The following is a 23,794-nucleotide window of genomic DNA, read 5'->3' as shown; positions in this document are numbered from 1 at the left end:
AATAGAAACAAAGTACTTTTCCTGCGGAGCATCCATGTCGTCATCCAGCCTCAACTTACAACCCGAACAAACATTGATGTTTCAGGAAGCAGCTTCCGCTTCCAGCGTTATTGCGCAGCAACAGCTATTGAACAAAAGCCGCATTGAAGAGGCTGTCGCACGCCTGAAAACCTTCGCACCTGTGGCTATAGTGACTTGCGCACGCGGCAGCTCAGATCATGCAGCGACCTATGCAAAATATTTGTTTGAAACGCAATTGGGATTAGTGACTGCATCGGCAGCGCCTTCAATCACTTCCGTATATCTCGCGCAACCAAAATTAAACGGCATGTTGTACGTTGCTATTTCCCAATCGGGGAAAAGCCCGGATTTATTGGCAAGCGTTAACCAGGCAAAATCAGCCGGGGCACTAACCTTGGCCTTCGTAAACGTAGAAGACTCCCCTCTCGCGCAACTTGCCGATATTGTTATTCCACTGCAAGCCGGCGCAGAAAAAAGTGTGGCAGCCACTAAATCTTATTTGGCGACCCTCGGCGCGGTTTTACATTTAGTATCCGTGTGGAGCGACAATGCAGAACTGAAAAACGCAGTAACCAATTTGCCAACAGCCTTAGCGCAAGCATGGGAAAAAGATTGGTCACCCGCCGTAAAAACACTTCAAACAGCCACCAATTTATTTGTGATTGGCCGCGGCGTCGGTTTCGGCACTGCGCAAGAAGCAGCGTTAAAACTGAAAGAAACTTGCGGCTTACATGCGGAAGCTTTTAGTGCTGCTGAAGTAAAACATGGCCCTATGGCAATCGTAAAAGAAGATTTTCCGGTGCTCTTGTTTACGCAACAAGATCAGGCATTCAGCGGTATGGATTCATTGATTCAAGATTTCCGTGCACGCAAAGCCGCCATGATGATTGCGAGCGAAAATGTGTCTGGAGACGATTGTTTACCCGTTGTCACCAATGTTCCTTCCATCATTGCGCCATTGCTTGCCGTACAAAGTTTTTATCGTATGGCTAACGCATTATCCATTGCACGCGGTTACAATCCCGACGAACCACCGCACTTACGCAAGGTCACGGAGACTGTTTAATGACTATCGCCCTCGTCAATGGCTTAATATTTACTGGGAATACCTGGTTAACAAATCAAGCAGTGATTATTGATGCCGAAGAAATTGTTGCTATCTGCGATATCAATAATTTGCCCGCTGTTGTAAATGAAAAAATTGATTTACAAGGCCAGCGATTAATTCCCGGTTTAATTGATACTCAAGTCAATGGCGGCGGCGGCGCCTTATTTAATGATGCGCCTACGGTAGAAACCATACGCGCTATCGGGCAAGCACATCGCCAGTTTGGCACTACAGGTTTTTATCCAACATTAATTAGCGATGACTTATCGGTAGTTGCGAAAGCCATTGAAGCGGTTAACCAAGCGATTGCAGAAAAAGTCCCGGGGGTATTGGGTATTCATTTGGAAGGCCCATTTTTAAATCCGGAACGCAAAGGCGTTCACGATGCTTCAAAGTTTAAAATTATTGATGAAGCTGCGTTTGAACTATTAACCTCATTAAAAGTTGGCAAAACTCTCATTACAATTGCACCCGAATTAACAACACCAGAAATGATTAAACGTTTTGTTAACGCAGGTGTTGTAGTTGCGGCAGGTCACAGTGCAGCGAATTACGCGCAAACCAAAACTGCTTTAGCCGCTGGCGTTAGCAGCTTCACGCATTTATTTAATGCTATGACACCTTTCACCAGCCGTGAGCCTGGAATGGTCGGCGCCATATTGGAAGATAAAAATTCCTGGTGCGGAATTATCGTGGATGGTTTCCACGTTCACCCGGCAAGTTTAAAAGTAGCGCATCAAGCCAAGGCGCCAGGAAAAATGGTACTGGTGACCGATGCCATGCCAAGCGTAGGCGCAACTGATAAAAATTTTATGCTCAATGGTGAGCTAATCCAGTGTAAAGATGGAAAACTCTCCACCGCTACAGGCACGCTCGCTGGCTCAGATTTGGATATGCTCGCGGCGGTAAAAAATACGGTAGAAATGGTAGGAATCGATTTGGATGAAGCTATTCGAATGGCAAGCCAGTATCCTGCAGCCATGATGGGCGAAAATTCTTTAGGTGCAATTAAAGTTGGCTATAAGGCCAGCATGATTTTAATTGATGACAATTTCAAATTAGTTCGCAGCTGGATAAACGGCAGCGAAGTGTAAATAAATCCGCAATTCTCCAGTAGTCTTAGCGTTAGCCCATTCCCTAAAAAGAATGGGCTTTTTTATAACTGCAATGAAGCTTGAGCAATAAATTATTTAAACTGATAACTCAAGGTTACACCAAAGGTGCGCGGTGGCAAAAAAATCGCATCAAATCCACCCGGTGTAATAAAAGTGCCTGATGAGGTTTTTATATTTTGATCAGTCACATTTTTAATAAAGCCTTCCAACGCCCAATTATTATTGGACTCATAACGCAGACTTATGTCATAAGAGCGATATGCTTTTTGCACTGCCAAATCTTTTGCACCATTGGGTGCACTTTTAAAAATTTCGGCGGCTAAATTAGTCCGGTTATAGATATCTAAAAAATATTCATCCGAAAAAGTGGCTTTGGTTTGTGCTGAAACTACACCGCTACTCAATTCAAAATCGTGCTTATACACCAAAGTAAACTTCCAATCAGGCGCGCGCACCGGAGCATTACCTGAGAGCTCAACTATTTTTGCCGCACGCCCGCTTGCACTATCTACATAAGGATTAAATAAATTGCCAAATAAAGTATCTGGCGTTTGAAAATTATCGAAACGCGCATTCATTAAAGCAGAAGCAAAATGAACATAATCGTTACCGGTGATCGCCCAATCGATTTCAACTTCCAACCCTTTTACCGTTGCCGCTGCGGCGTTGCGCACAACAGTGCTAGTAACGCGATCCACCACGCCATCGCCGTTGGTATCAAATAAATCGCGATCCGAAAATTGCAGATTAGTGTAATCAGCTTGATAGAGCGCTGCATTTAAACGCAAATTTCCATCGAGCAAAGTTGATTTCAAACCCAATTCGTAATTGATGACTTCTTCCGGTTTTGCTTCATTGCCGCGATCTTGAATGTGACCCGATTTAAAACCTGTCGCAACTGATGCATAACTCATAACGTCTGCGTGCACATCATATTCATAGCGCAATAAACCGCTGGTGTTTTTCCAGGTTGCAGAATAATCATTAACTTGCCGTGTCCAACATACCTGATCACCAATACCAACATGAGTACCATCGTCATAAGGCAAGCCTGCAGCAATTGCCGCTTGCGCTCCTGCGTCTGCGTAAATTTGATGTGGCTTGGGCGCACCATGACCAATCGAATCATTAGTGAGATAGGGGCCCATTCCCGTTACGCGACAATTTAAACTGCGCCCGCCTTCATCTGACTTAGTGTCTCTGGTATGACGCACACCTGCGGTGAAACGATTGCGTTCATTCACATCGTAAGTGATTTGTGCAAATGCAGCTTTAGATTCAACACGTCGATCGGGTTGCACAAAAATTGCTGTGGCAGCACCGCCGAAATCGCTAATAAAACTGGTAGTTTTTGTGGGGTCACCGTGGCCATCGTCATCAGCCTGATCAATTGCATAAACAATATCGTTGCGTTCTTGCGATGCAAATGCGCCCACAATCCAGCGCAAATGCTCTTTATCGCTGTTAATTAATTGCAACTCGTGGGAGCGAAAGCGAAAGGTCGAATTATCGGTGCGGCGTTGTTCGTAATTTCCACTGCGCCCCATGTCCTGATCAAAACCCTGCTCGCGGCGCATAACCGCGGTGCCAGCGATGTAACTTAGCGTTTGTTCATTGGCAAAGGTGTAATCCATGCGCGAACGAAAAGTATTATTGGTTAAGTCAATAAAAGATGGTGTATCTGACACAGTCACACGCATACCGCGCGCAACCAAAGTTGGATCCAACTCAGTCACACTGGTGCCTTGATCAAGATAATGTTCAAGACTGGCAAACCAATGAAAATTTTCTGTGGGTTCCCAATAGCTGGAAAGGCGAAGCGCGCGCTGATCATCCGCATCTGGCCCTTGCGCATTGGTGGCTGCTTTTTGATAAGTATTTAATTCAGCTTCGGTGGCGGGATATTGCGGCCCAAGACCGGCGTAATTATTGATGAGCTTGGTATATGCATCGTGTTTATCAAGCGCGCCCGCAAAACGTAGGGCCCAGGTTTCTGTCACTGGAATATTTACCGTCGCCTTAAGCGCTTCGTGTTCGTAATTTCCCAGAGTCACTGCCAATTCAGCAGACACACTTTCAAGCTTGGGCTTTTCAGTTTGGATATTGATTCCCCCCGCCGTTGCATTGCGCCCAAACAAAGTACCCTGGGGGCCGCGCAAAACTTCTATTCGGTCGAGATCATAAAGCAGCGTTGCGGCGCCCTGCGCGCGCGGGGAATAAACACCATCTATATGCAAGGCTACGGGGCCATCTGCAATTTCAGTGATATTGGTTTGGCCAATGCCGCGCAGCTGTACCAAAAGCGCAGATTGCTCACCGGTGTTGGTCATTTCCAAACCGGGAACAACGTCCGTGAGGTTGCGAATATCTTTGGCTTGATATTGATTAAGGTTCGCCTGATTTAACGCCGTCACCGCAATAGGTGTTTTTTGCAGATCAGTAGCACGCTTGGTCGCGGTGACAATAACCTCCTCTATCGCTTTTACAGCTTTAGGAGTTTCGCTCAAAGTTTTAGGCTGGGGCTTTTTAATCGCCGAGATAGTTACGCGTTGCTGTTTACTAATTTTATAAGTCAGTGCAGTGCCTTGCAGCAATTGATCTAACGCTTTCGACAAGGTCATCTCACCTTTAATTACCGGTGATTTATAAGGCGTCACCAAAGTCGAGGAAACCAGCACATCCACATTCGCTTGTGCGGATACATTTAACAGAGCCGCATCCAAAGGCTGGGCAGGAATATCAAATTGAATGACAGCCTCAGATTCATTTCGACCATAAGCCCCCACAGCAAACACGCTGCCCAAACTCATCACGAGCAGGAAGACATGCTTTAACAATGTGCGGACACACGCATTTTTCATAGGCAATAGGGAGATGGAAGCCATTTCATAAAAGGTGGCTATTTATATAGGAAAAACACCACCCTGTCGAAAGCCGCGCCCCATAAGAGGTTGACTTGGGTCGCAAACCAAACTCGAAACCGTTTACAAAAAATAATTTAACCAAGGGGAGCGGATTCGGCAGGCTCATACGTCTTAGTCGGTGGATAGCTTTTTGTTCCCGGACATGAGCCGCAAAAACACCATGCGCATCAACAATAAGTAAGAACCAAATGGCAGTTAAATAGGCGTTAACCATGAATTCACGCTATGCTTTAGCAGAATCCAACACCACACCAGAGCGGCTAGCCTCCTGCTCTGCTGTTATTGAGCGCTAGTCAGCCTATGCGCCCATTACAAAACCTTCGGACAGATATTGTGAGCACAGATAATAAAGAAGATTATGTGCGTGATATCTATCTTCAACATCGCGAAGAACTGTGCCGCTACATTGTGAATAAATGTGGGGTGAAATCCAGTGAAGCTGAAGACATAGTGCATTCAGCCTTTGCGCGTTTTGTTGGAATGGAGTCACCGCTCTCGGTTGAAAATCCGCGTGCATTTTTATATACCACCAGTTACAACATTGCGATTGATTTGAAGCGGCACAATCAAGTGCAAAATCGCTACACGCAATCGGTTGTAGATAACGACGCAGAAATTATTGAAGCTGTTGGCCCCGAGCGAGAAGTTGAAGGCAAGCAGCGGTTGGGGATTATTTCACGAGCACTCTGGGGAATGCCGCAAAAGCGTCGGCAATTACTGATGATGAGCCGCTTTGATGGATTATCTTATGCAGAAATAGCTCGTCAGGTTGGCTTATCAGAAACCGTCGTACGTAAACATATTTCTAATGCACTGGCAGATTGCCATAAAGCATTACAAGCCCAGAGTTGAGGTTGCGAAACTTTATTATGCAAGCAGATCAGTTGGAACGCATCAATAACGAAGCCAGAGAGTGGTTTACGTTAATGCAGTCGGGTTCCGTGAGTGAATTAGAGCAACAGCATTTTCAAGAATGGTTGCAAGCAGATAGCGCACATCAACATGCCTATGATCAGTACGAAATGATCTGGCAAGATTTGGGTAATTTAAAAAATACTAAAGAATTGGCCGCGCTCAAGCGCTCGGTCAAACCATCCTTGTTTGAAACTATACGCAATGGCATTTTCTCTGGCTTGCACGCATTAAAACCAAAATCACCCTTAGGCGTTGCGCTAGCCTCTGCGGCGATTTTGGTTGTGGCCGTCATTGGATTGCAACCCGAAAAAATTACCACTCAGGAATTCGCGACTGCAACCGGCGAAGTAAAAACATTTATCCTTGAGGACGGCAGCGAAATAACACTGGGCGCAAAATCCGAATTAAAAGCATGGGCGACCAATAAAGAGCGTCATATCATTTTAGTGAGTGGCCAGGCTTTCTTTAAAGTTGCAAAAAATCCGGAGCGCCCATTCTGGGTAGATGCAGGCGAAACCAAAGTGCGCGTAGTAGGCACTCAATTTGATGTACGTAAAGGTTCAGATCGCACACGCGTTGCCGTATTGGAAGGCATTGTGAATGTTTCCAGCGCAACGAAATCAGCAAATTTAGCACCCGTGGTGCTTACTGCCGGGCAACAAGTTACGCGTTTAAATGAGGGAAAATTTGAAGCGGTAAATTCTATTTCAGTTTCTGAACTGGAATCCTGGCGCAACGGACGCTTAATCTATTTGCGCGCAAGCCTTGCCGATGTTGTAGCCGATGCCAATCGCTATTTTAGTAGCTCAATTAGTCTTGGCTCAAAAAATCTGGCGGATTTAAAAGTTACTGCAGCAGTGAGCACTAATCAAATCGACTCTTTAACTGAAATGCTGGCAAGCTCATTGCCCGTAGTATTAGAACGTGACGCACAAAATAATATTGTGATTGTTTCGCGCAGTGATGTGGATAATATTCCGCACAACACTAAATAAACTTCGCTCTACCTTCCCTACTTAATTTGATAAGTAGGGAGTCATCCTCACTCCAGATTATATTCCCTTATTTAATTCCCGCTTTTATCTACCCAAAAGATCACTCACACCCCCTCATCAAAAATATTTTTCCTCACGGGAGCGGATTCGCAATAGCTCCCCGTCTTAGTACTAACGTGTTTTTGGATAACCGAATAGCTAACACGTTGATCCAGGCTCATCCCATTATTAACAATAAATTTTTAGGGGAAATATTCAAGATGTTTAAAAAACGAAAATTATCGAGCGCCATTTTTGCCATTACGGCAACAATGTCAGCAGCTCAATACTCCATTGCACAAGAAGCATCCAGTGAAGTCGACGAAGTTATTGTTGAAGGTATTCGTGGTAGCTTGATGCGTTCACAAGATATTAAACGCGATGGTAATGGTGTTGTGGACGCAATCTCTTCTGAAGATATTGGTAAATTTCCAGATCAAAACCTTGCAGAATCTTTGCAGCGTATTACAGGTGTATCTATTGATCGCGCCGGCGGTGAAGGCCAATTAATTACTGTGCGTGGCTTTGGCCCTGACTTCAACACAGTATTGGTAAATGGTCGCCAAATGGCATCGGAAAATGATACGCGTGCATTTAGTTTTGACACCATTTCTGCCGATATGGTTAACAGTATTAACGTGTATAAAACCGCAACTGCAACTCAGCAATCTGGCGGCATTGGTGCAACCGTAAACATTACTACGGCGCGCCCGCTCGCGTGGGACGGATTAAAAATTGCAGGTTCAATCAAAGCACTCAACGATAACAATAGCGGTGACACCACACCAGAATACTCTGCGTTAATCAGCGATACTTTTAGCGATGGAACGTTCGGTGCGCTGCTTGCTGTATCGCACAAAGAAGCCAACACTCGCTTGAATCAAGCGCAAACCGACGGTTGGTTGGAAAATGCGGGGATTCCAAAAGCAGAACTTAACAGTGGCGCAGGCTTCGCTGGCAACGTGTTTTCGCCGCGTAACTACGACACCAAAGTTACCTTTGAAGAACGTACCCGTACCAATACCAATTTAGTATTGCAATACAAACCGCAAGACAATTTAACCTTGACTGCAGATGCACTCTTTTCAGATTTTGATATTGAAACTGATGCAACTTCTTATGGTCATTGGTTCACCGCACCCAATGTTGAAAGCGCAAAAACAGATTCCAACGGAACCATTATCGATCTTTACCAAGAGACCGGTTTGGCAACAGATTTCCACGCGAAAAAATTCGATCGTTTAACCAGTACCAAGTCTTACGGCTTGCAAGCCGATTGGGATGTAACAGATAAACTGAATATTGTTTTTGATATTTCCAAATCAAATGCAACGCGCGATGCAAACAACGGTGGCGGCAACCAACTTTCATTAATTGGTTACAAAAACCGTGTGCGCTTCCAATCTGACTCAGCCACCTTGCCATGGGTAAGCAATTTCCAAAGCGCAGCCAATGGCTTGAATTACGATGGTACTTTGCACAACGTGTCCAACTATCTTGATCCTGCCAATGGTCGCGCACATGTAATGTTGCGCCGCGGTTGGGAAGTTGAAGACGATATCAAACAATACAAAATGGATGGTATCTGGAAAGAAGGTTCAGACTCAGGTTTGGTTGCTGCTAAATTCGGTTTGATGTCGTCCGATGAAAGCAAATCCTTAGCCTACTGGACCAACGAAATTGGTGGTGTGCACTGCGTATATTGTGGTTACCCGGATTCACCGGATATTCCCGATAATTTCCTGACAGTATTTAATGCAGGTAGTGATTTCTTAAATAACGTCAGCGGTCATGGCAGAACACCAACAAGTTGGTTGCGTCACAATGGCGAACAACAATTTGCATTCCTTGAAAGTAAGAGTGGTGCAGACTTTGATGCTAAGCGTTCAGATATCTCTTACGTAGTACAAGAGAAAACCACATCAGCTTATTTTGAATTTGATTTCGCAACATCAATTGCAGACATGCCATTGAAAGCAACTACAGGTGCGCGCCTTGAAAGCACCGATGTAACAGTTGTGGGTACGCAAGGCTCGCCAGAAAAATTGACAATTCTCGATCAAACTGAAATGAGTACTGTATATGGTTCTGCATCGCCTATTGATACAGACGCATCTTACAAAGCGCTCCTGCCAAACATGAGTTTTAATTTAAATATTACGGATGATGTCATTGCTCGTTTGGCAGCGTCACGCTCACTGACGCGTGCGCCACTTAACAGCATGACTCCAGCGACTAATATTGTGACAACTCGTCCAGGCACATTGACTGCTACTGCAGGTAACCCCGCGTTAAAACCATTCCTTTCTGACAATTTGGATTTGTCATTGGAATGGTATTACGGCGATGCGAGTTACGTATCTGCTGGCTATTTCTGGAAAGACGTAAGTAACTTCATTACTACCGGAACCAAAAAACAAACCTTCGTTACCAGCACAGGAAGTTTGTTGACTGACCCAAGTTCAGGCAGTAATCCAAATGCGCCAGATGCTAATGACAAGGTTGCAGAATTTACGGTAACCCTGCCAAGCAACGGTGAAGAAGCCATTGTTGATGGTCTTGAAATCGCATTGCAACACACCTTTGGTGACAGTGGTTTTGGTGTAATTGTGAACGGTACTTTAGTAAACAGCGATGCTGATCTAAAAGCCGGTGACATTACGCAAAAATTTGCGGTAACAGGTATCAGTAACTCTGCAAACCTTGTGGGCTTCTATGAACAAGGTCCATATCAATTGCGTATCGCCTACAACTGGCGTGATAAGTTTTTACAGTCAATGACCCAAACCAATGGTGACGGTGTCGTTAACGTAGCAGCTTATGGCCAATGGGATGTGAGCGGTAGTTACGAAATTAACGAAAACTTCTCGGTGTTGTTTGAAGCCACTAACTTGACCGAAGAAGTCGTTACCAAATATGGCCGTTACACAAACCAATTCTTGTTAGCTGAAGATGCGGGTCGTCGTATTTCTGTCGGTGTACAAGCCAAGTTTTAAGTTCATGCTCTCCTCAGCCTTGGGTTGCCAGATTTCTGGCAACCCGTTTTTCGTTAAAGCAGAGCTATAAAAGAACGATTAATTTTACGCCCGAAATAATAATAATTTTTAAAGAGTGGAGAAACCATGAGTACAGCAATTAAATCAATCGTGATTGTTGGCGGCGGCACCGCCGGTTGGATTACTGCAGGCCGAATTGCAGCAAAACATAAATCCAGCAGCGACGCTGGCGTAAAAGTTACCCTCATAGAATCACCTAATATCAGTATTATTGGCGTAGGTGAAGGCACCTGGCCAACCATGCGCAGCACACTTATGAAAATGGGCATCTCTGAAACCGAATTTATGCGCGAGTGCGATGCCACCTTTAAACAAGGTGCGAAATTTGCAAAATGGGTTGACGGCACGCCCAATGATTTTTACTACCATCCCCTAATGTTGCCGCAAGGATTTAATAAAGTTGATTTGCCACCCTATTGGCAAAGAGAATTCAGCCATCAATCTTTTTCTGACGCCGTATGCTTTCAAGAACAGGTCTGCGAAAAAGGCTTAGCTCCAAAATTAATTACCACCGCGGAATATGCGTCCATCGCCAATTATGCATATCATCTCAATGCCGGAAAATTTGCGGAATTCCTTAAAAAACATTGCGTAGAAAAATTGGGAGTTACCCATGCCCTAGGCGATGTTATCAGCGTTAACTCTGCCGACAATGGCGATATAAAATCAGTAACCACTGCACAGCAAGGTGAAATTGCCGGCGATTTATTTGTGGACTGCACCGGGTTTTCATCGCTATTGCTGGGCAAGCATTATCAAGTTCCTTTTATGGACAAAAGCGATGTACTTTTTATCGACTCGGCTATTGCTGCACAAGTCCCTTACGAACACGAAGATTCACCCATTGCATCGCATACTATTTCTACCGGGCAAGCCGCTGGTTGGATTTGGGATATAGGTTTGGTTCATAGACGCGGTACTGGCTACGTCTATTCAAGCAAGCACACCAGCCACGACCAGGCTGAGCAAGTATTACGTGATTATATTGGTCCAGTCGCAAAGGATTTATCACTGCGCAAAATACCAATTCAATCAGGGCATCGAAAGTTATTCTGGAAAAATAATTGTGTTGCTGTGGGTTTATCCGCAGGATTTTTAGAGCCGCTTGAAGCCTCCGCCATTGTATTAGTAGAACTCTCGGCAGAAATGATTGCGGAGCAATTGCCCGCTTGCAGAGATGTTATGGATATTACCGCCAAGCGTTTTAATGAAACCTTTTTGTATCGCTGGGACCGCATTATTGATTTCTTAAAATTGCATTACATTTTGAGCAAACGCTCAGATAACAGTTTTTGGTCGGACAATCGCAACCCTGAAACTATTCCCGATAGTTTAAAAGAACTCATGCAACTCTGGCGTTATCGTTCACCCAGCAACCACGATTTCACCAGCAACAACGAAGTTTTTCCCGCCGCCAGTTATCAATATGTGCTCTATGGAATGGGGTTTAAAATGGATTCCAATATCCTTGCCCACACCTACTCAGAGCAACGTTTAGCCAGCGAACAAATTGCACAAAGTGCCCTAGCGACAAAAAAAGCCTTAAGCATGCTGCCTAGCAACCGCGAACTTATTAATAAAATTCACGAATATGGTTTTGCTACGGTTTAATCATAAATAAAAATCAGGTGTTCTTATGTCAACTTTAGTCGCGCTTAACAATCAACTACATCAAAGCATTCGCGTGAACATCCAAGCGGCCGAAATACAAGGCAGCCATTTAAACATGGTGCCTGTGGTACTCAGTGAGTTTTTAAAGCTCGCCGTACAATTTCCAATAGTCCTGACGAAGGACAAGGACACGGGTAGATTCAATTGTGTAGCGCTCTTTGGGTTTCAAGCTGGTGAAAATCTATTTATTACCCACAATCAATGGAATTCACTCTATTTGCCGCTACAAATTAGAAGGCAGCCCTTCTTCCTTGGCAAGTCAGAGCACGATGAAAGCCAGTTTGTGATTTGTATTGATACTGGAAGCAAAAGTATTCAACCAGAAAATGCCGATGCCAGCGTCAACACAGCCATCTTTGACGTCGATGGAAAGGAAACAGCTTATTTAAAAAATATAAAATCCATATTGGCAGAACTCGTTAATGGCGAAGAACCAACTCAAGCATTTATAACAACTCTGGCGAGCTTAAAACTTTTGCAACCAATGCAATTGGAGATCACTTTTGCATCTGGAGAATCCACGCGCATTGAAGGCCTTTATACAATTAATGAAGAGCATTTAAACAGACTAAGCACTACAGACATCAATAGCCTGCACACCCAAGGCTATTTAAGTTTTATCTACACAATGATGACCTCTATTGGCCATATCTATGGATTGATCGACAAGAAAAATAAGCGTCTTGCGGGAAACTAAATTATGCAGCAATTAGCCCAACCTGAATTAGCGAGCTCTTATTTGAATCACGATTCAAACAATCCGACCTATGACTTTTCCATAAACCCTGATTTAACCCTGGAGGTTATTTACGTAGGCCACGAGCAAGAACCTGTCATAGTAGTGGATAATTTATTAAAGCTGCCTGATTCACTGATTCAATATGCGGAGTCCGGCCACGCATTTCAAAAAGATGTGAAAGATTTTTACCCAGGCATTCGCAAGCCACTATCTCCTACTTATGCTGAAAATGTTTATTCACATTTAATGGAAACTATGTGGATGGTTTTCAGCTCAAGACTCACGGTTAATATTAAACTGCTATCGAGTGTTTTATCCCTGGCAACTAGCAGCGCGAAAGATTTGCGACCCATTCAAAGCGTGCCGCATTTTGATAGTTTTGTAACCAATAATATCGCTAGCGTGCATTACCTGTGTGATTCCAAATTTGGTGGTACATCTTTCTATCGCCACCGTACAACAGGTTTTGAAACTATGAATGCACAGCGTTTACAGCAGTACGCGCCCTTGCTTAAAAGCGAAGTAATGCAAAGCCACAAAACATCATTTGATTATATAAATGGTGACAATGAGCTATTTGCGCGCACTGCGAGTATTGACGCTAAATTCAATCGCGCTATTTTTTATCGCAGCAATATTTTACATTCAGCCAACATCCAAAATGCAGCAGAACTAAACAATGATCCCAGAACTGGCAGGCTTACTGCAAACACGTTGATTATGATTGAATAGAAGTTAGTTAGAACTTAATGCATTTGATTGGCGATATTGCCCCATTAAAATGGTCGCAATTACTGCCAATAACAAAATGAGTGCGATGTAGATAATAGCAAGCCATCCCATGCTTTCATAAATCCACCCGGTTAAGCCTGAAATAAATGTAATAGCGGCGAAGGTGATAAATTCATTGATTGATTGCAAACGGCTGCGCAAACCCACATCGGGAATTTGAGCAAGCAAAGTGCTGCCGCCCATATACATAAAATTCCAACCTACACCAACCACTAGCAACGAAAAATGAAAAATATTTAAGCTGGTTCCAAGCAAGGCCAAAGCACACCCTGACAATAGAATAGTTACGCCAGCAAATGCAATTTTTTGAGCACCGAACCGCGCAATTAATTTTCCTGTTACCAACGAAGGCACAAACATCCCTAGCAAATGCCACTGAATTACACTGGCTGCATCCTGTGGATGATAACCGCAGCCTGACATAGCGAGTGGGCTGGCGAGCATCACCATACCCATCATGGCGTATCCACTTGTACAAAATAAAATTGCACTAAACGCATTAAAGTTAATAGCTTTAAACGAAAGTTTTGGCAATGGTGCATGTGCGTTACGTGAAGCTAAGGGCCCAAACGCTAAAAGCGGTAATGCAATAAAAGCGAGAAGCGCAGTGGCAGAATAAGAGCCTACATAATCTACGTTAAAGAAATGCAGGCTGTGGCTACCAATCATTGGCCCGACAAACGCGGCCAAAATGCCACCGTTTAATACCCAGGCAATTGCAGAACTTTTGTGCTCCGCAGAAACCGCATCTGCAGCTGCGAAGCGGTAATACATTGCTGAGGCCTGATACAGCCCCATGAGAAAACCTGCCAAGCAAAATAAATTAAATGAATGTAACAGGTTAGCAAGCACTGCAAATAAACCGCCCAATGCGCCCATTAGGGCCCCAACAATGAAGACCGCGCGATAACCAAACTTCGCTAAAATTCCAGGCATAGCGAGCGTTAAAGCTGCGGTGCTGCCCATCATAAAAAATAGCGGTAAGGTTGCCATATCAGGTGTGGGAGCCAATGCCTTTCCAACTAAAGCATTAAATGCAATACCAACAGCAACAGCAGACATAAATAAGAACTGGCACAAGCCCAGTATGATCGCGGCGTAAGACATGGTGATTCCCTGCAAATCCAGCTGACTTTAAATACGAGCTAGATTAAACCATGTTAGTGAAGATCTGCCTATACAAGACGTTTTAGATGTGAGGAATGTAGAGGCGAGTAGACGCGCATCTGTCACGCAGATGCGCCCAAAAAATCACAGGGAGATAGTAATATTTTTCCTGTCCATATATTTTGCCACGCACCAAAATAGCAAAACATGAAGGAGCGCGAAGGCTAGCGACGCGTTGTAAAGATTGAGGAAACGACATAGTTGTTGGTACAGCCAGTCATACCAGCTTTGATCGCCGATGGTTAGCGTATACATCATGGTTGACCACATAAATGCCAAGGCATAGATGAATAAAGGATTTCTACCAAATGGGGTAAACCAGTTTAATAAAGGTTTTGCTGGTGTTCGTTCAAGCAACACCAGCGCCAACAAAACGAAGATACCAACACCCGAGGTAAGCAAAACGAAGGGACTAGTCCATAGGGATTTATTAATAGGAAAATAGATATTCCAGATCAGCGCCAGAACAATTAAAGCGACACCCAAACCAGCCAATTTTTTTTGCGCAGCAACAACATTGTTTCCTTGAGTTAAAATTCGCGCAACTTCATAGCCCAACAATACATTAACTATTGAGGGTAAAGTACTCAATAAGCCCTCTGGATCAAAAGGAATTCCTTTACCTTGCCACATGTGGTTTGCACCAAGCACAAATAAATCAAATTGACGAACAATTGATCCCTCCAGTGAATAAGGTTGATCGCTAATTTGCAACAATGCCCAATAGCCCAACAGCAAAATTGCACCAATTAGCCAGCGCAATTTATCTCCAGCATAAAGCACTATGAACGCTGCAAACATGTAAGCCAAGGCGATACGCTGCAAGACGCCCAGGATTCGAGCTTCATCCAAAGGTTTAACAAATGGAAAAATATTTAAAAAGAAACCAATGGCAAATAACAATAACGTGCGTCGGATAATTTTTTTATGGCGCTCGCCCGCTGTGACATGAGGCAACATAAGCGAGCGTTGCGAGAAAAACAGCGCAGCGCCCACCATAAATAAAAAGAACGGAAAAATAAAATCGGTGGGGGTAAAACCATGCCAATCTGCATGCAACAGTGGGGCGTAAACGTAACTCCATGAACCCGGATTATTAACGAGGATCATCAGCGCCAAAGTGAGGCCGCGCATAATATCGAGCGCGGGGAATCTTTGCTTAATCATGAGAACCTCGTTTTTATTGTTGATATGATCGCTGCATTTAAATCGAAAATTATTTCCAGCTTCTTAGCTTATGCCCCTTGAGTGCATAGAACAAAATAAAGGCATAGCAAGGCAACATAATCCAATAAGCCATTTGGCTATTACCGCTCGAATGTGCGAAATGGCCATATAAGAGCGGTAGTAATGCACCGCCAGCAATACCCATAATTAACAGGGCTGAACCTGTGCTGGTATATTTACCCAAGCCTTCCAGCGCGAGTGGCCAAATCGCTGGCCACACCAAAGCATTGGCGAACCCGAGCAGGGCTAAAAACAACACAGTATTGGGAATGGCAGGAACGCCAGCCCACACAAATAAAATTTGCGATAAACCTGTGTCAGTAGGCGATGAAAAAATAACACCTGTTCCAAACAATAAACCGGCGAGAGCAGAAAATAAAAGCGCATTAGCCTGACTGAGATATTTAGGAATACAAGTAACACCAACTATGTAACCCAACACCATAAACGCCATGGTGTACGAGGTAAGCGAACCAAATTTTTCTACACCAAGGTGACGACCATACAAACCTATAGTATCGCCCGCAATAACTTCTACGCCCACGTACAAAAACAAGGCAATAGTACCTAAAATTAATTGCGGAAATTGCAACACACCTAATTTCTGATTGGGCAATGAATCAGAATCGTCATTTAAATCTAACTCTGCCAAAGGTGAAAAATGCACGAAAGCCATAAGAGCAATAAGCACCAACGCCATTACAATATAAGGAGTTACCAAACGCGATGATAATTCTGACAAACGTTCCGCGCGAGCATTTGCGTCCAACGCGGCCAGGGCATCCGCAGAAAATTGATCCATGCCTGTAAGAATCCACGCGGTAAAAAGCAATGGAACCAGAACACCAGCCGATTTATTAATTAATCCCATAATACTGATTCGCATGGCGGCGCTTTCACGCGGGCCTATACAAACGATATAAGGATTCGATGCAGTTTGTAGCAAGGTCAAGCCAGCACCCAACACAAACAATGCTGTTAAAAATAAAGTGTAAGTAGAAGATTTAGCGGCAGGAATAAATAAAAGCGCACCAAGCGCCATAACACCGAGCCCAACTACCATGCCAGTTTTAAATCCAATTTTTCGCAACACCAAAGAAGCAGGTAATGCCATAAAGGTGTAAGCGATATAAAACGCAAAGGTGACAAGCAATGCCTGGAACTCGTTAAGCTCGCAAGCAATTTTTAAGAAAGGAATAAGAGAACCATTCAACCAGGTTACAAAACCAAAAACAAAAAACAGTGTACCTATAATAACCATAGGTATAAAAGTGCTGGTATTCCCTGGTGCATTTTTTTGCGAAGTTTGTGCAGATGCATTCATGGTAAGTATCCTCGTGATGCTCGCTTACGCAAGCTTTTAATTATTACTTTATTTATACACGCGACTTGCGATTACTGAGACTTAAAACTGAATGGAAAATTATTGCGATTAAAAATATCTACTCCAGCGCATATTGTTGTTTGGCAAAATAGACTGCACCAAATTCTGGCTGGCTAATAGGATTCGATAGGCTTGCAGCAATACCGGGTTTTAACCAAGGCGTTAAGCGACCTGACAAACCGCCAATGAGTGACATACGACCCGGACCTGTCTCCCATAATTTTTCGGCAACGGCGCTCATATAATCTGCGCCTTCACGCATAATTTTTACCGCAACTTCATCATTTTGATCAGCAGCTTCCAACACGAAACGCGCAAGTTGTGCATAGTCGCTAGATTTTGCCGCACCCATTTTGTCGACAATCATCACACCTTTTGCCCCAAGGTGATCGCCAACCAAATCATTCAAAATTGTTTGCGGGCCAAGATTATCAGACGCAAGTAAAACTGCTTTCACCGCTTCCAAACCAATCCAGGCACCACTACATTTATCGCCAAAAGGGAAACCATGGGCACCAATAATGGTCGCCTTGCCGTTTACATAGGAATAACCGCACGAACCTGTGCCAGCAATCATCACTGCACCTTCGTCAGACCTGTGCGCACCTAAACAGGCAATGTGCAAATCAGTGGTGAGATACATTTTTTTAAACGGGTGATGCCATGAGTTCATCACCTCGAAAAGGCTAGGCAAATTAACGCCTGCCAAGCCAACGCCTGCAATTAATTTACCAGCGCTGGAATTAGGTAAGCCTGCTTCGGTCAATGCCATTTCAACGGCTTGCAAAATAGAAGCTTTAGCTTGTGATTGCCCATGCAACGGATTTGCGGGACCACCTACACCTGTACCCAGCACTTTGTCGTCGGCAGAAAAGATACGTGCGCGACATTTAGTGCCGCCACCGTCTATGCCGATAAAAAGCTGACCGGAATCAAGATTTGGCGTTTTTCCCATGATGACCTCATTACAACCGTAAAATTCACGCAAACTGGACCGGTTCAAGGGCAACCGATTGGTAGATTTGCTTTAAGTTTTTTACCAGTGCGTGCTGAAAAAAGTTGGTGCCTTGCGACACCAACAAGAGGATTAACTCAACAACATACGAACACTAGCAAACAACATTTAACACAGGATTAGATTAACCCTTTGAGACAACGTTGTCAAACAGATATTATGCGTATTTTAACGCAACTCAAGTCATATAACCGGAGCTTCAAAAATGTATTTTTTGGGGTACTTTTCATATAAGAAACGCACTTATTTTTATTCGTTTGTAACTAATGCTTTTATTCGTAACTCGCACCACAAAAATCACCCAAGGGCGAAGAATAACAGTTCTTGTATACTACCACTTGAACTACAATATCACACAGATGAAATTCAGTTTGGCTGCCAAAATTTATGCTGTGGCTCTTATAATTTTCTTAACAATGCGAGATTGATGTGACGAACCTATTTGCGCTTAATGAAAACTTGTCCGTTAAAATTCTTAACCCAAACAATCCAATACAAAAAATTATAATAATCGACGATATATTAAAGCAGCCTAACAATTTAATTGCATTTGCAGCAGCAAATAACTTTTCACCTTATGCCGGACACGGCACCGGTAAGGGCTATCCTGGTTTACGACTCACACCACCGTCAGATTATTCGAACACCATTGTTGATTTTATTAAACCGCTCATTCGCAGCGAATTTGCAATCCCTGAGAATTTGGAAATGGGTAAAAGTGAATGCGCCCTATCCCTTATGACGACCAAACCTGAAGAACTTGGCCCCCTTCAATGCGTTCCACATTTTGATACCAGCAACATCAACCAATTCGCGGTTCTTTTATATTTATGCGGCCAACCACATGGAGGCACGGCATTTTATCGCCATAATGCAACAGGTTTAGAATTCATTACTCCAGCGACCAAAGATCGCTACCTGGATATGTTTTTTGCTGAACTCAATGAAAAGCGACCAGCGCAGCAATATTTTTCCGAGTCCAACGAACGCTTTACCAAAATCGGCTTTTTGCCAGCTGCATTAAATCGAATGGTGATTTATCGCAGTTGCGTGATTCATTCACCTTATCTTATCGACCCCGGGCGGAGTATTAATTCCGATCCACGTACTGGTCGCCTGACGGTTAATACTTTTGTCGCCTTTTGAAATATTTACCTCGAGTACGCATCACCCACGGCAAGCTTAAATTTAGTAATCCATTCACGATGCCCAGGCAATTCACGGGATAGCTTTTGCGATACCTGCTGAACCTGTTGCAACTGTGCTTTGCTAATATCTATCTCATAGTTGGATAACAGTGGCTTTCTGGTTATATATTTCATACCGTATAAAACATAGAGATAATTCTCTACCGCAAACAAATCAAAGCGACTGAAGAAATCAGGCTTTTTAGGGTGATTTAATTTCCACATAGCCAAACGTTCTGCCAACACATCTGACAAATTATCTAACTTGGTATTGTCCAGCCAAAAATCAGAATCGTTTCTATCAGAAATACAATAGTGCAACTGCACAAAATCAAACACTCGTTCCCAGGTATAACTAACCACTTTGTTGCAGTAGCCGGAAGACACATTAATATCCTCTTTCATACGCGGAAAATTGCGCGCGAATAATTCTGCTGAAAAGTCGGTAACCAGTATGGATGTGGCTTCCAAAGGCTCAACAAATCCTTGCGCCAACCCTAAAGCTACACAATTCTTAACCCAGAATTTTTCGCGGTAACCCACCTTCATACTAATTTTTCGTGGCGATAGTTTATCTGCATCCATTTTGAGATATTTGGAATAATATTCGATAGCTTCGGATTCACTCATATGTGAACTGGAATAAACAAATCCGGTTCCACGTCTATTAGATAATGGAATATCCCAAATCCAACCTGCCTTGTGCGCAGTCGCAATGGTGTAAGGTTCTATTTCAGCAATCCCATCGGTAGGAACCTGAAAGGCGAGCGCTGTATCCGTTAATATTTGCGAAGACTTATCAATGAAAGGGACGCTCAACTCGCGATCAATTAATAATGATGCAAAACCACTGCAATCAACATAAAAATCAAATTCCAGTTCCGAACCATCTTCACACACTAGGGCTGCGATAGAGCCATCTTCATTTTTCTTCGCGCCGATTAAGGTTGTAATTAGATGCTTAACTGAGAGTCTTTCGCGTGCATTTTTGGCTAATAGTTTGCCGAATTTAACCGCATCAAAATGATAAGCATAATCGACTTCACCCATATAAGGTGGCGATGATATTTTTTTGGGTGAACGCATAGCGTCAGCCACTGCGGTGAGAGGAGTTACTGCAGAAAAATTAAAGTCATCGCGATTGGAAAGCCAATAAGGAGTTACATCAAAACCAGACGGATAAGGCGTATTGAACGGATGATAGTAAGAATATCCTGCGCCATGTTTTTCGGGATTCAACCAATCAACAAATTTTATCGCCTCTTTAAAAGCTACGTCGCATGTTGCAAAAAGTTCTGCTTCTGAAATACCAAAACGTTGCAGTGAATTTTTAATGTGCGGAACTGTACCCTCGCCCACACCAATAATCCCTATTTGTTGTGATTCAATCACAGTGATTTCAATTTCTTTATCCTGTTTTAATTCAACACCAAGATGGTTCGCCGCCAGCCAACCCGCTGTTCCACCACCAATAATTGCAACACGTTTTATTTTCATTGCGAATCCCCTGCTTTTTTCATCACTCTACATTCTATCGCGATTTTTCACTACGCATTTTAAATCCAAAAAAAAGCCCAGCAATTGCTGGGCTCCTTTTTTTTACTCGTCGAACTAGCAAATTTCAAATTAGAACTTGAAGTTTGCGCCTAACACGTAACGTGCCTCACCTTTGAATGACCAAGCCGGGTAGCCAGCGTAAAGATCTTTCTTCAGGCCAGTAGATTTGTCTGCAGCACCGTATTGAATATCATCTTCTTCCAATACGTTAGTTGCTTCCAAAGTTACGTTGATATTTTCAGTCACGTGCCAGCCGAAGCTCAAGTCAAGTGTACCGAACGCATCGTGCCAACGGTTGCCGTAGTAGAAAGGCATTTCACGAACCATGTACTTGGAGCGCCAGTTGTAGGCAGCACGTGCAGAGAAAGTATCATTCTCCCAGTAGCCTACGAGGTTAGCACTGTTTTTAGATGATTCAGTAAACACGTTGATGTTATCCGCGTAACTTACCGCTGGTGCAGTACCATTTGCGTAGGTGTAGTTGATAGAAGTACCGAAGCCGTTACCGAAGGCGTGGTTCCATTGAAGCTCAAGACCATCAATTTCACCGCCACCAGCATTTACATATTTAGTAACAGTCCAATCATCTTTCTTGGAATCAGGGCTTACCAAACCAATTGATTGGTGGAAAGAGTTGCTTGAAGTTACGAAGTTGCTGATGTCTTTTACGAAGTAAGTTACAGACACCAAATTGCCATCACCGTAATAGTATTCCAAACCTAAATCAGCCTGGCTTGACTTCATTGGTTTCAAACCAACATTACCGGTAACCAAAGTTTCGTTACCTGCAATAGTATCCTGGTAACCCACTTGAGTCGCAGCGGTAAACATGTTGTCGTAGCTTGGACGGTTGATTGCTTGCGATGCTGTTGCACGCAGTACCAATTCATCCGTTAAATCAAATGACACGTTCACGCTTGGCAATACATCGTGATATGAAGCTTTGTCATTTGATCTTGATTTGCTGTAGTACTTGTCGCCGTCGAAATCGCCGGTCGCTAATGGAGTACCGTCAATTTTGTAAGAGCTGCTGGTCGCTTCAGTTTCAACATAACGCAAACCGAAATTACCTTTTACGCCTTCAGCTTCAAACGTGAACATACCGTAAACAGAGTTGTTCTTCTCGTTCAATGCTTTGTATGCAGAACGTTGGTAAATCCAGCGATCCAAACCACCCATTACTGCGTTAACCATTGCATCGAGTTTTGGTTTAGGTGCTTTGTAACCTTCGTTACCCAATTCAATTGAACCACCGAACAATTCAGTCGCTGCTGTTGGGGTCATGTTGTCTTTCAGGATGCCTTTGTAGCCTTCTTTAACCAAATCGTTATCGGTTGTGCGAACACCAACTTTGAACGATTTGATTGCACCCAAGTCGAGATCGAAATCAATATCAAATTGACCGTAAGACTCTTCATCGCTTACTGGGCCTCTTTGAACTGCCCAACCTTCTGGATTCAAGCTCTTGGCGTAATTGTTCAAAGATTGGTTCAAATCACTTGTCGGAGTAATTTTGATTTGCTTACCGGTCGCATCAACAGTACCGGTGAAGTGTGGCATGTTGAAACCAGCAACACCGTTGAAATAGCTGTAGTTCAAGGTTAACGCACTACCACCGTCAGATTCGGTTTTACCGATGCTTGCGGTAGCTTTGAAACCGTCGCCGGTATAAGCAGCGTTGAAGTCGTAACTGTCTGAGGTCATCTCAGCTTTACGGCCCCAGGTTTGACCGAACAATGAAGTGTCTGAACCCCAACCGCCAGTCGCGATTTTGCTAGGTACAGTGTATTTGTCGCACACGCCGTTTGAGTTGGTGTGACCACAAACCGCACCGTTAGACAGACCCCACGGAGTCGCTCCGGCAAACAAATACAAACCGTTGTTGGTGTTGTCGCCCACTAACTTCATCGTCAGAATTTGGGCACCAAATTCCAAATTTTCAGTCGGTTTAAATTGAGCAGTAACATTCAATGCAGTGCGCTCACGCTCTTGAATGAAAGTACTTGGAACAACAGCGCTTGACCAACCTACGTCAGTCTCATCACCGCGACGAATGTAGTCGCCTTCAACGGTTGCACCGGCAACCAAAATACCAAAGGTTTCACCCTCGTTTTTCCAGCTGTACAAACCAGATAATTCTGGAGTGATGTCATCAGCGATGGTGCCAGTACCGGCTTTAACGCCAACGAAAGCTTCACCTGAATCTAGGTCCAATGGCTTGCGGGTTTTAACGTTTACAGTACCGCCGATGCCACCTTCAGCGAGGTCAGCTTGAGATGATTTGTAAACTTCCATGCCGCCAATCAATTCTGAAGGCAACATTGAGTAGTTGAAGCTACGGTCAACTGGAACCTGGTCGAACCAGCCAGTTGAAGCTACTGAATGACCGTTCAATTGAACCAAGGTCATTTGTGGTGCAGCACCACGAATAGAAACAGATGCACCTTGGCCGAATGAACGGGCAACAGTGATACCTGGAATACGGCCCAAAGATTGACCCACGTCTGAGTCAGGTAATTTACCCACATCTTCAGCTGATACCGCATCAACGATAGCGGTAGCGTTACGCTTGATATCCACTGCATTTTTCAACGCACCACGGATACCGGTAACAGTAATTTCTTCCGCCTCGGCAGCAGCTTGTGCGTGCACTTGAGAGGTCATACCCATCAAGGCCAAAGTTGCAGCTGTACCTGCCACGGCTACGGTTTTACGTAAAGCAAACGAATAGTTCGCGGCCTTAATTGCATCGCTAAGCTTGTTATACATGACTTTCCCCTTAATTTTTAACTTTCATTTTTTTGACAACAACCTGACAACGTTGTCGTTGAGCCAACATTATGCCTACAGGACAACGTTGTCAACCCCTTGTGTCAATTCGC

Annotated in this window: 16 protein-coding genes; 9 read left to right on the top strand and 7 right to left on the bottom strand. The window is 43.9% G+C overall.

Features of this window, described 5'->3' with window-relative positions; genetic code table 11:
- Positions 1–34: 34 nt before the first annotated feature.
- Both IE104_RS01260 and nagA read left to right on the top strand, forming a co-directional pair.
- Positions 35–1,087, top strand: coding sequence for an SIS domain-containing protein (locus tag IE104_RS01260; protein WP_189415317.1), 1,053 nt, complete (start codon positions 35–37; stop codon positions 1,085–1,087).
- Positions 1,087–2,223 carry an N-acetylglucosamine-6-phosphate deacetylase gene (gene nagA, locus IE104_RS01255; protein WP_189415315.1) on the top strand — a complete coding sequence of 379 codons (1,137 nt, stop codon included), beginning with the start codon at positions 1,087–1,089 and terminating at the stop codon, positions 2,221–2,223. The genes IE104_RS01260 and nagA overlap by 1 nt, the downstream gene beginning before the upstream one ends.
- Positions 2,224–2,315: 92 nt before the next feature.
- Here the strand turns inward: nagA and IE104_RS01250 are convergent, their stop codons facing one another.
- Positions 2,316–5,129, bottom strand: a complete 2,814-nt coding sequence (locus IE104_RS01250) for a TonB-dependent receptor (RefSeq protein WP_189415313.1) — start codon at positions 5,127–5,129, stop codon at positions 2,316–2,318.
- A gap of 372 nt (positions 5,130–5,501) precedes the next feature.
- Here IE104_RS01250 and IE104_RS01245 point away from each other — a divergent pair, with 372 nt between their 5' ends.
- From IE104_RS01245 to IE104_RS01220, 6 genes are all read left to right on the top strand, one after another.
- Positions 5,502–6,020, top strand: a complete 519-nt coding sequence (locus tag IE104_RS01245) for an RNA polymerase sigma factor (protein WP_189415311.1) — start codon at positions 5,502–5,504, stop codon at positions 6,018–6,020.
- Between the two features lie 17 nt (positions 6,021–6,037).
- Positions 6,038–7,078, top strand: coding sequence for a FecR family protein (locus IE104_RS01240; RefSeq protein WP_189415309.1), 1,041 nt, complete (start codon positions 6,038–6,040; stop codon positions 7,076–7,078).
- Between the two features lie 260 nt (positions 7,079–7,338).
- Positions 7,339–10,113, top strand: coding sequence for a TonB-dependent receptor (locus IE104_RS01235; protein WP_189415307.1), 2,775 nt, complete (start codon positions 7,339–7,341; stop codon positions 10,111–10,113).
- Positions 10,114–10,239: 126 nt separating this feature from the next.
- Positions 10,240–11,784 (top strand): tryptophan halogenase family protein, encoded by a 1,545-nt coding sequence (locus IE104_RS01230; RefSeq protein ID WP_189415305.1) that lies wholly within the window; start codon positions 10,240–10,242, stop codon positions 11,782–11,784.
- A 25-nt stretch (positions 11,785–11,809) separates the two neighbouring features.
- Positions 11,810–12,541, top strand: a complete 732-nt coding sequence (locus tag IE104_RS01225) for a SapC family protein (protein WP_189415303.1) — start codon at positions 11,810–11,812, stop codon at positions 12,539–12,541.
- Positions 12,542–12,544: 3 nt separating this feature from the next.
- Positions 12,545–13,315: a DUF6445 family protein gene (locus tag IE104_RS01220; protein WP_189415301.1), complete on the top strand. Its 771-nt coding sequence runs from the start codon at positions 12,545–12,547 to the stop codon at positions 13,313–13,315.
- A 3-nt stretch (positions 13,316–13,318) separates the two neighbouring features.
- Here IE104_RS01220 and IE104_RS01215 read toward each other — a convergent pair whose 3' ends face one another.
- The 4 genes from IE104_RS01215 to nagK form a co-directional block, all read right to left on the bottom strand.
- Positions 13,319–14,482 (bottom strand): MFS transporter, encoded by a 1,164-nt coding sequence (locus tag IE104_RS01215; RefSeq protein ID WP_189415299.1) that lies wholly within the window; start codon positions 14,480–14,482, stop codon positions 13,319–13,321.
- Positions 14,483–14,626: 144 nt separating this feature from the next.
- A complete protein-coding gene (locus IE104_RS01210) occupies positions 14,627–15,709 on the bottom strand; it encodes an acyltransferase family protein (RefSeq protein WP_229837561.1) in 1,083 nt (360 codons plus the stop codon).
- Between the two features lie 49 nt (positions 15,710–15,758).
- Entirely contained in the window at positions 15,759–17,093 is a 1,335-nt protein-coding gene (locus IE104_RS01205; protein ID WP_189415297.1) for a sugar MFS transporter, read from the bottom strand.
- Between the two features lie 118 nt (positions 17,094–17,211).
- Positions 17,212–18,108: an N-acetylglucosamine kinase gene (nagK, locus tag IE104_RS01200; RefSeq protein WP_189415294.1), complete on the bottom strand. Its 897-nt coding sequence runs from the start codon at positions 18,106–18,108 to the stop codon at positions 17,212–17,214.
- Between the two features lie 489 nt (positions 18,109–18,597).
- Between nagK and IE104_RS01195 the strand changes: the two genes are divergently transcribed.
- On the top strand, positions 18,598–19,314 hold the full coding sequence (locus IE104_RS01195; protein WP_189415292.1) for a DUF6445 family protein: 717 nt from the start codon (positions 18,598–18,600) through the stop codon (positions 19,312–19,314).
- Positions 19,315–19,319: 5 nt separating this feature from the next.
- On the opposite strand, the gene IE104_RS01190 is transcribed toward IE104_RS01195, so the two are convergent.
- Both IE104_RS01190 and IE104_RS01185 read right to left on the bottom strand, forming a co-directional pair.
- Complete coding sequence (locus tag IE104_RS01190) at positions 19,320–20,852, bottom strand: tryptophan halogenase family protein (protein ID WP_189415290.1); 1,533 nt, start codon at positions 20,850–20,852, stop codon at positions 19,320–19,322.
- 129 nt (positions 20,853–20,981) lie between these two features.
- Entirely contained in the window at positions 20,982–23,681 is a 2,700-nt protein-coding gene (locus IE104_RS01185; RefSeq protein WP_189415288.1) for a TonB-dependent receptor, read from the bottom strand.
- Between the last annotated feature and the right edge of the window lie 113 nt (positions 23,682–23,794).

Origin of the sequence: Cellvibrio zantedeschiae (genome assembly GCF_014652535.1) — a bacterium.
Taxonomy (GTDB): domain Bacteria; phylum Pseudomonadota; class Gammaproteobacteria; order Pseudomonadales; family Cellvibrionaceae; genus Cellvibrio; species Cellvibrio zantedeschiae.
This window is presented reverse-complemented; position numbering and strand designations above follow the sequence as displayed.

What these genes read in the sequence shown, in the direction of transcription:
- IE104_RS01250 (WP_189415313.1), bottom strand. Translation starts at nt 5,129, where the DNA reads ATGGCTTCCATCTCCCTATTGCCTATGAAAAATGCGTGTGTCCGCACA.
- IE104_RS01185 (WP_189415288.1), bottom strand. Translation starts at nt 23,681, where the DNA reads ATGTATAACAAGCTTAGCGATGCAATTAAGGCCGCGAACTATTCGTTT.
- IE104_RS01225 (WP_189415303.1), top strand. Translation starts at nt 11,810, where the DNA reads ATGTCAACTTTAGTCGCGCTTAACAATCAACTACATCAAAGCATTCGC.
- IE104_RS01260 (WP_189415317.1), top strand. Translation starts at nt 35, where the DNA reads ATGTCGTCATCCAGCCTCAACTTACAACCCGAACAAACATTGATGTTT.
- nagA (WP_189415315.1), top strand. Translation starts at nt 1,087, where the DNA reads ATGACTATCGCCCTCGTCAATGGCTTAATATTTACTGGGAATACCTGG.
- IE104_RS01205 (WP_189415297.1), bottom strand. Translation starts at nt 17,093, where the DNA reads ATGAATGCATCTGCACAAACTTCGCAAAAAAATGCACCAGGGAATACC.
- IE104_RS01220 (WP_189415301.1), top strand. Translation starts at nt 12,545, where the DNA reads ATGCAGCAATTAGCCCAACCTGAATTAGCGAGCTCTTATTTGAATCAC.
- IE104_RS01190 (WP_189415290.1), bottom strand. Translation starts at nt 20,852, where the DNA reads ATGAAAATAAAACGTGTTGCAATTATTGGTGGTGGAACAGCGGGTTGG.
- IE104_RS01210 (WP_229837561.1), bottom strand. Translation starts at nt 15,709, where the DNA reads ATGATTAAGCAAAGATTCCCCGCGCTCGATATTATGCGCGGCCTCACT.
- IE104_RS01240 (WP_189415309.1), top strand. Translation starts at nt 6,038, where the DNA reads ATGCAAGCAGATCAGTTGGAACGCATCAATAACGAAGCCAGAGAGTGG.
- nagK (WP_189415294.1), bottom strand. Translation starts at nt 18,108, where the DNA reads ATGGGAAAAACGCCAAATCTTGATTCCGGTCAGCTTTTTATCGGCATA.
- IE104_RS01215 (WP_189415299.1), bottom strand. Translation starts at nt 14,482, where the DNA reads ATGTCTTACGCCGCGATCATACTGGGCTTGTGCCAGTTCTTATTTATG.
- IE104_RS01235 (WP_189415307.1), top strand. Translation starts at nt 7,339, where the DNA reads ATGTTTAAAAAACGAAAATTATCGAGCGCCATTTTTGCCATTACGGCA.
- IE104_RS01230 (WP_189415305.1), top strand. Translation starts at nt 10,240, where the DNA reads ATGAGTACAGCAATTAAATCAATCGTGATTGTTGGCGGCGGCACCGCC.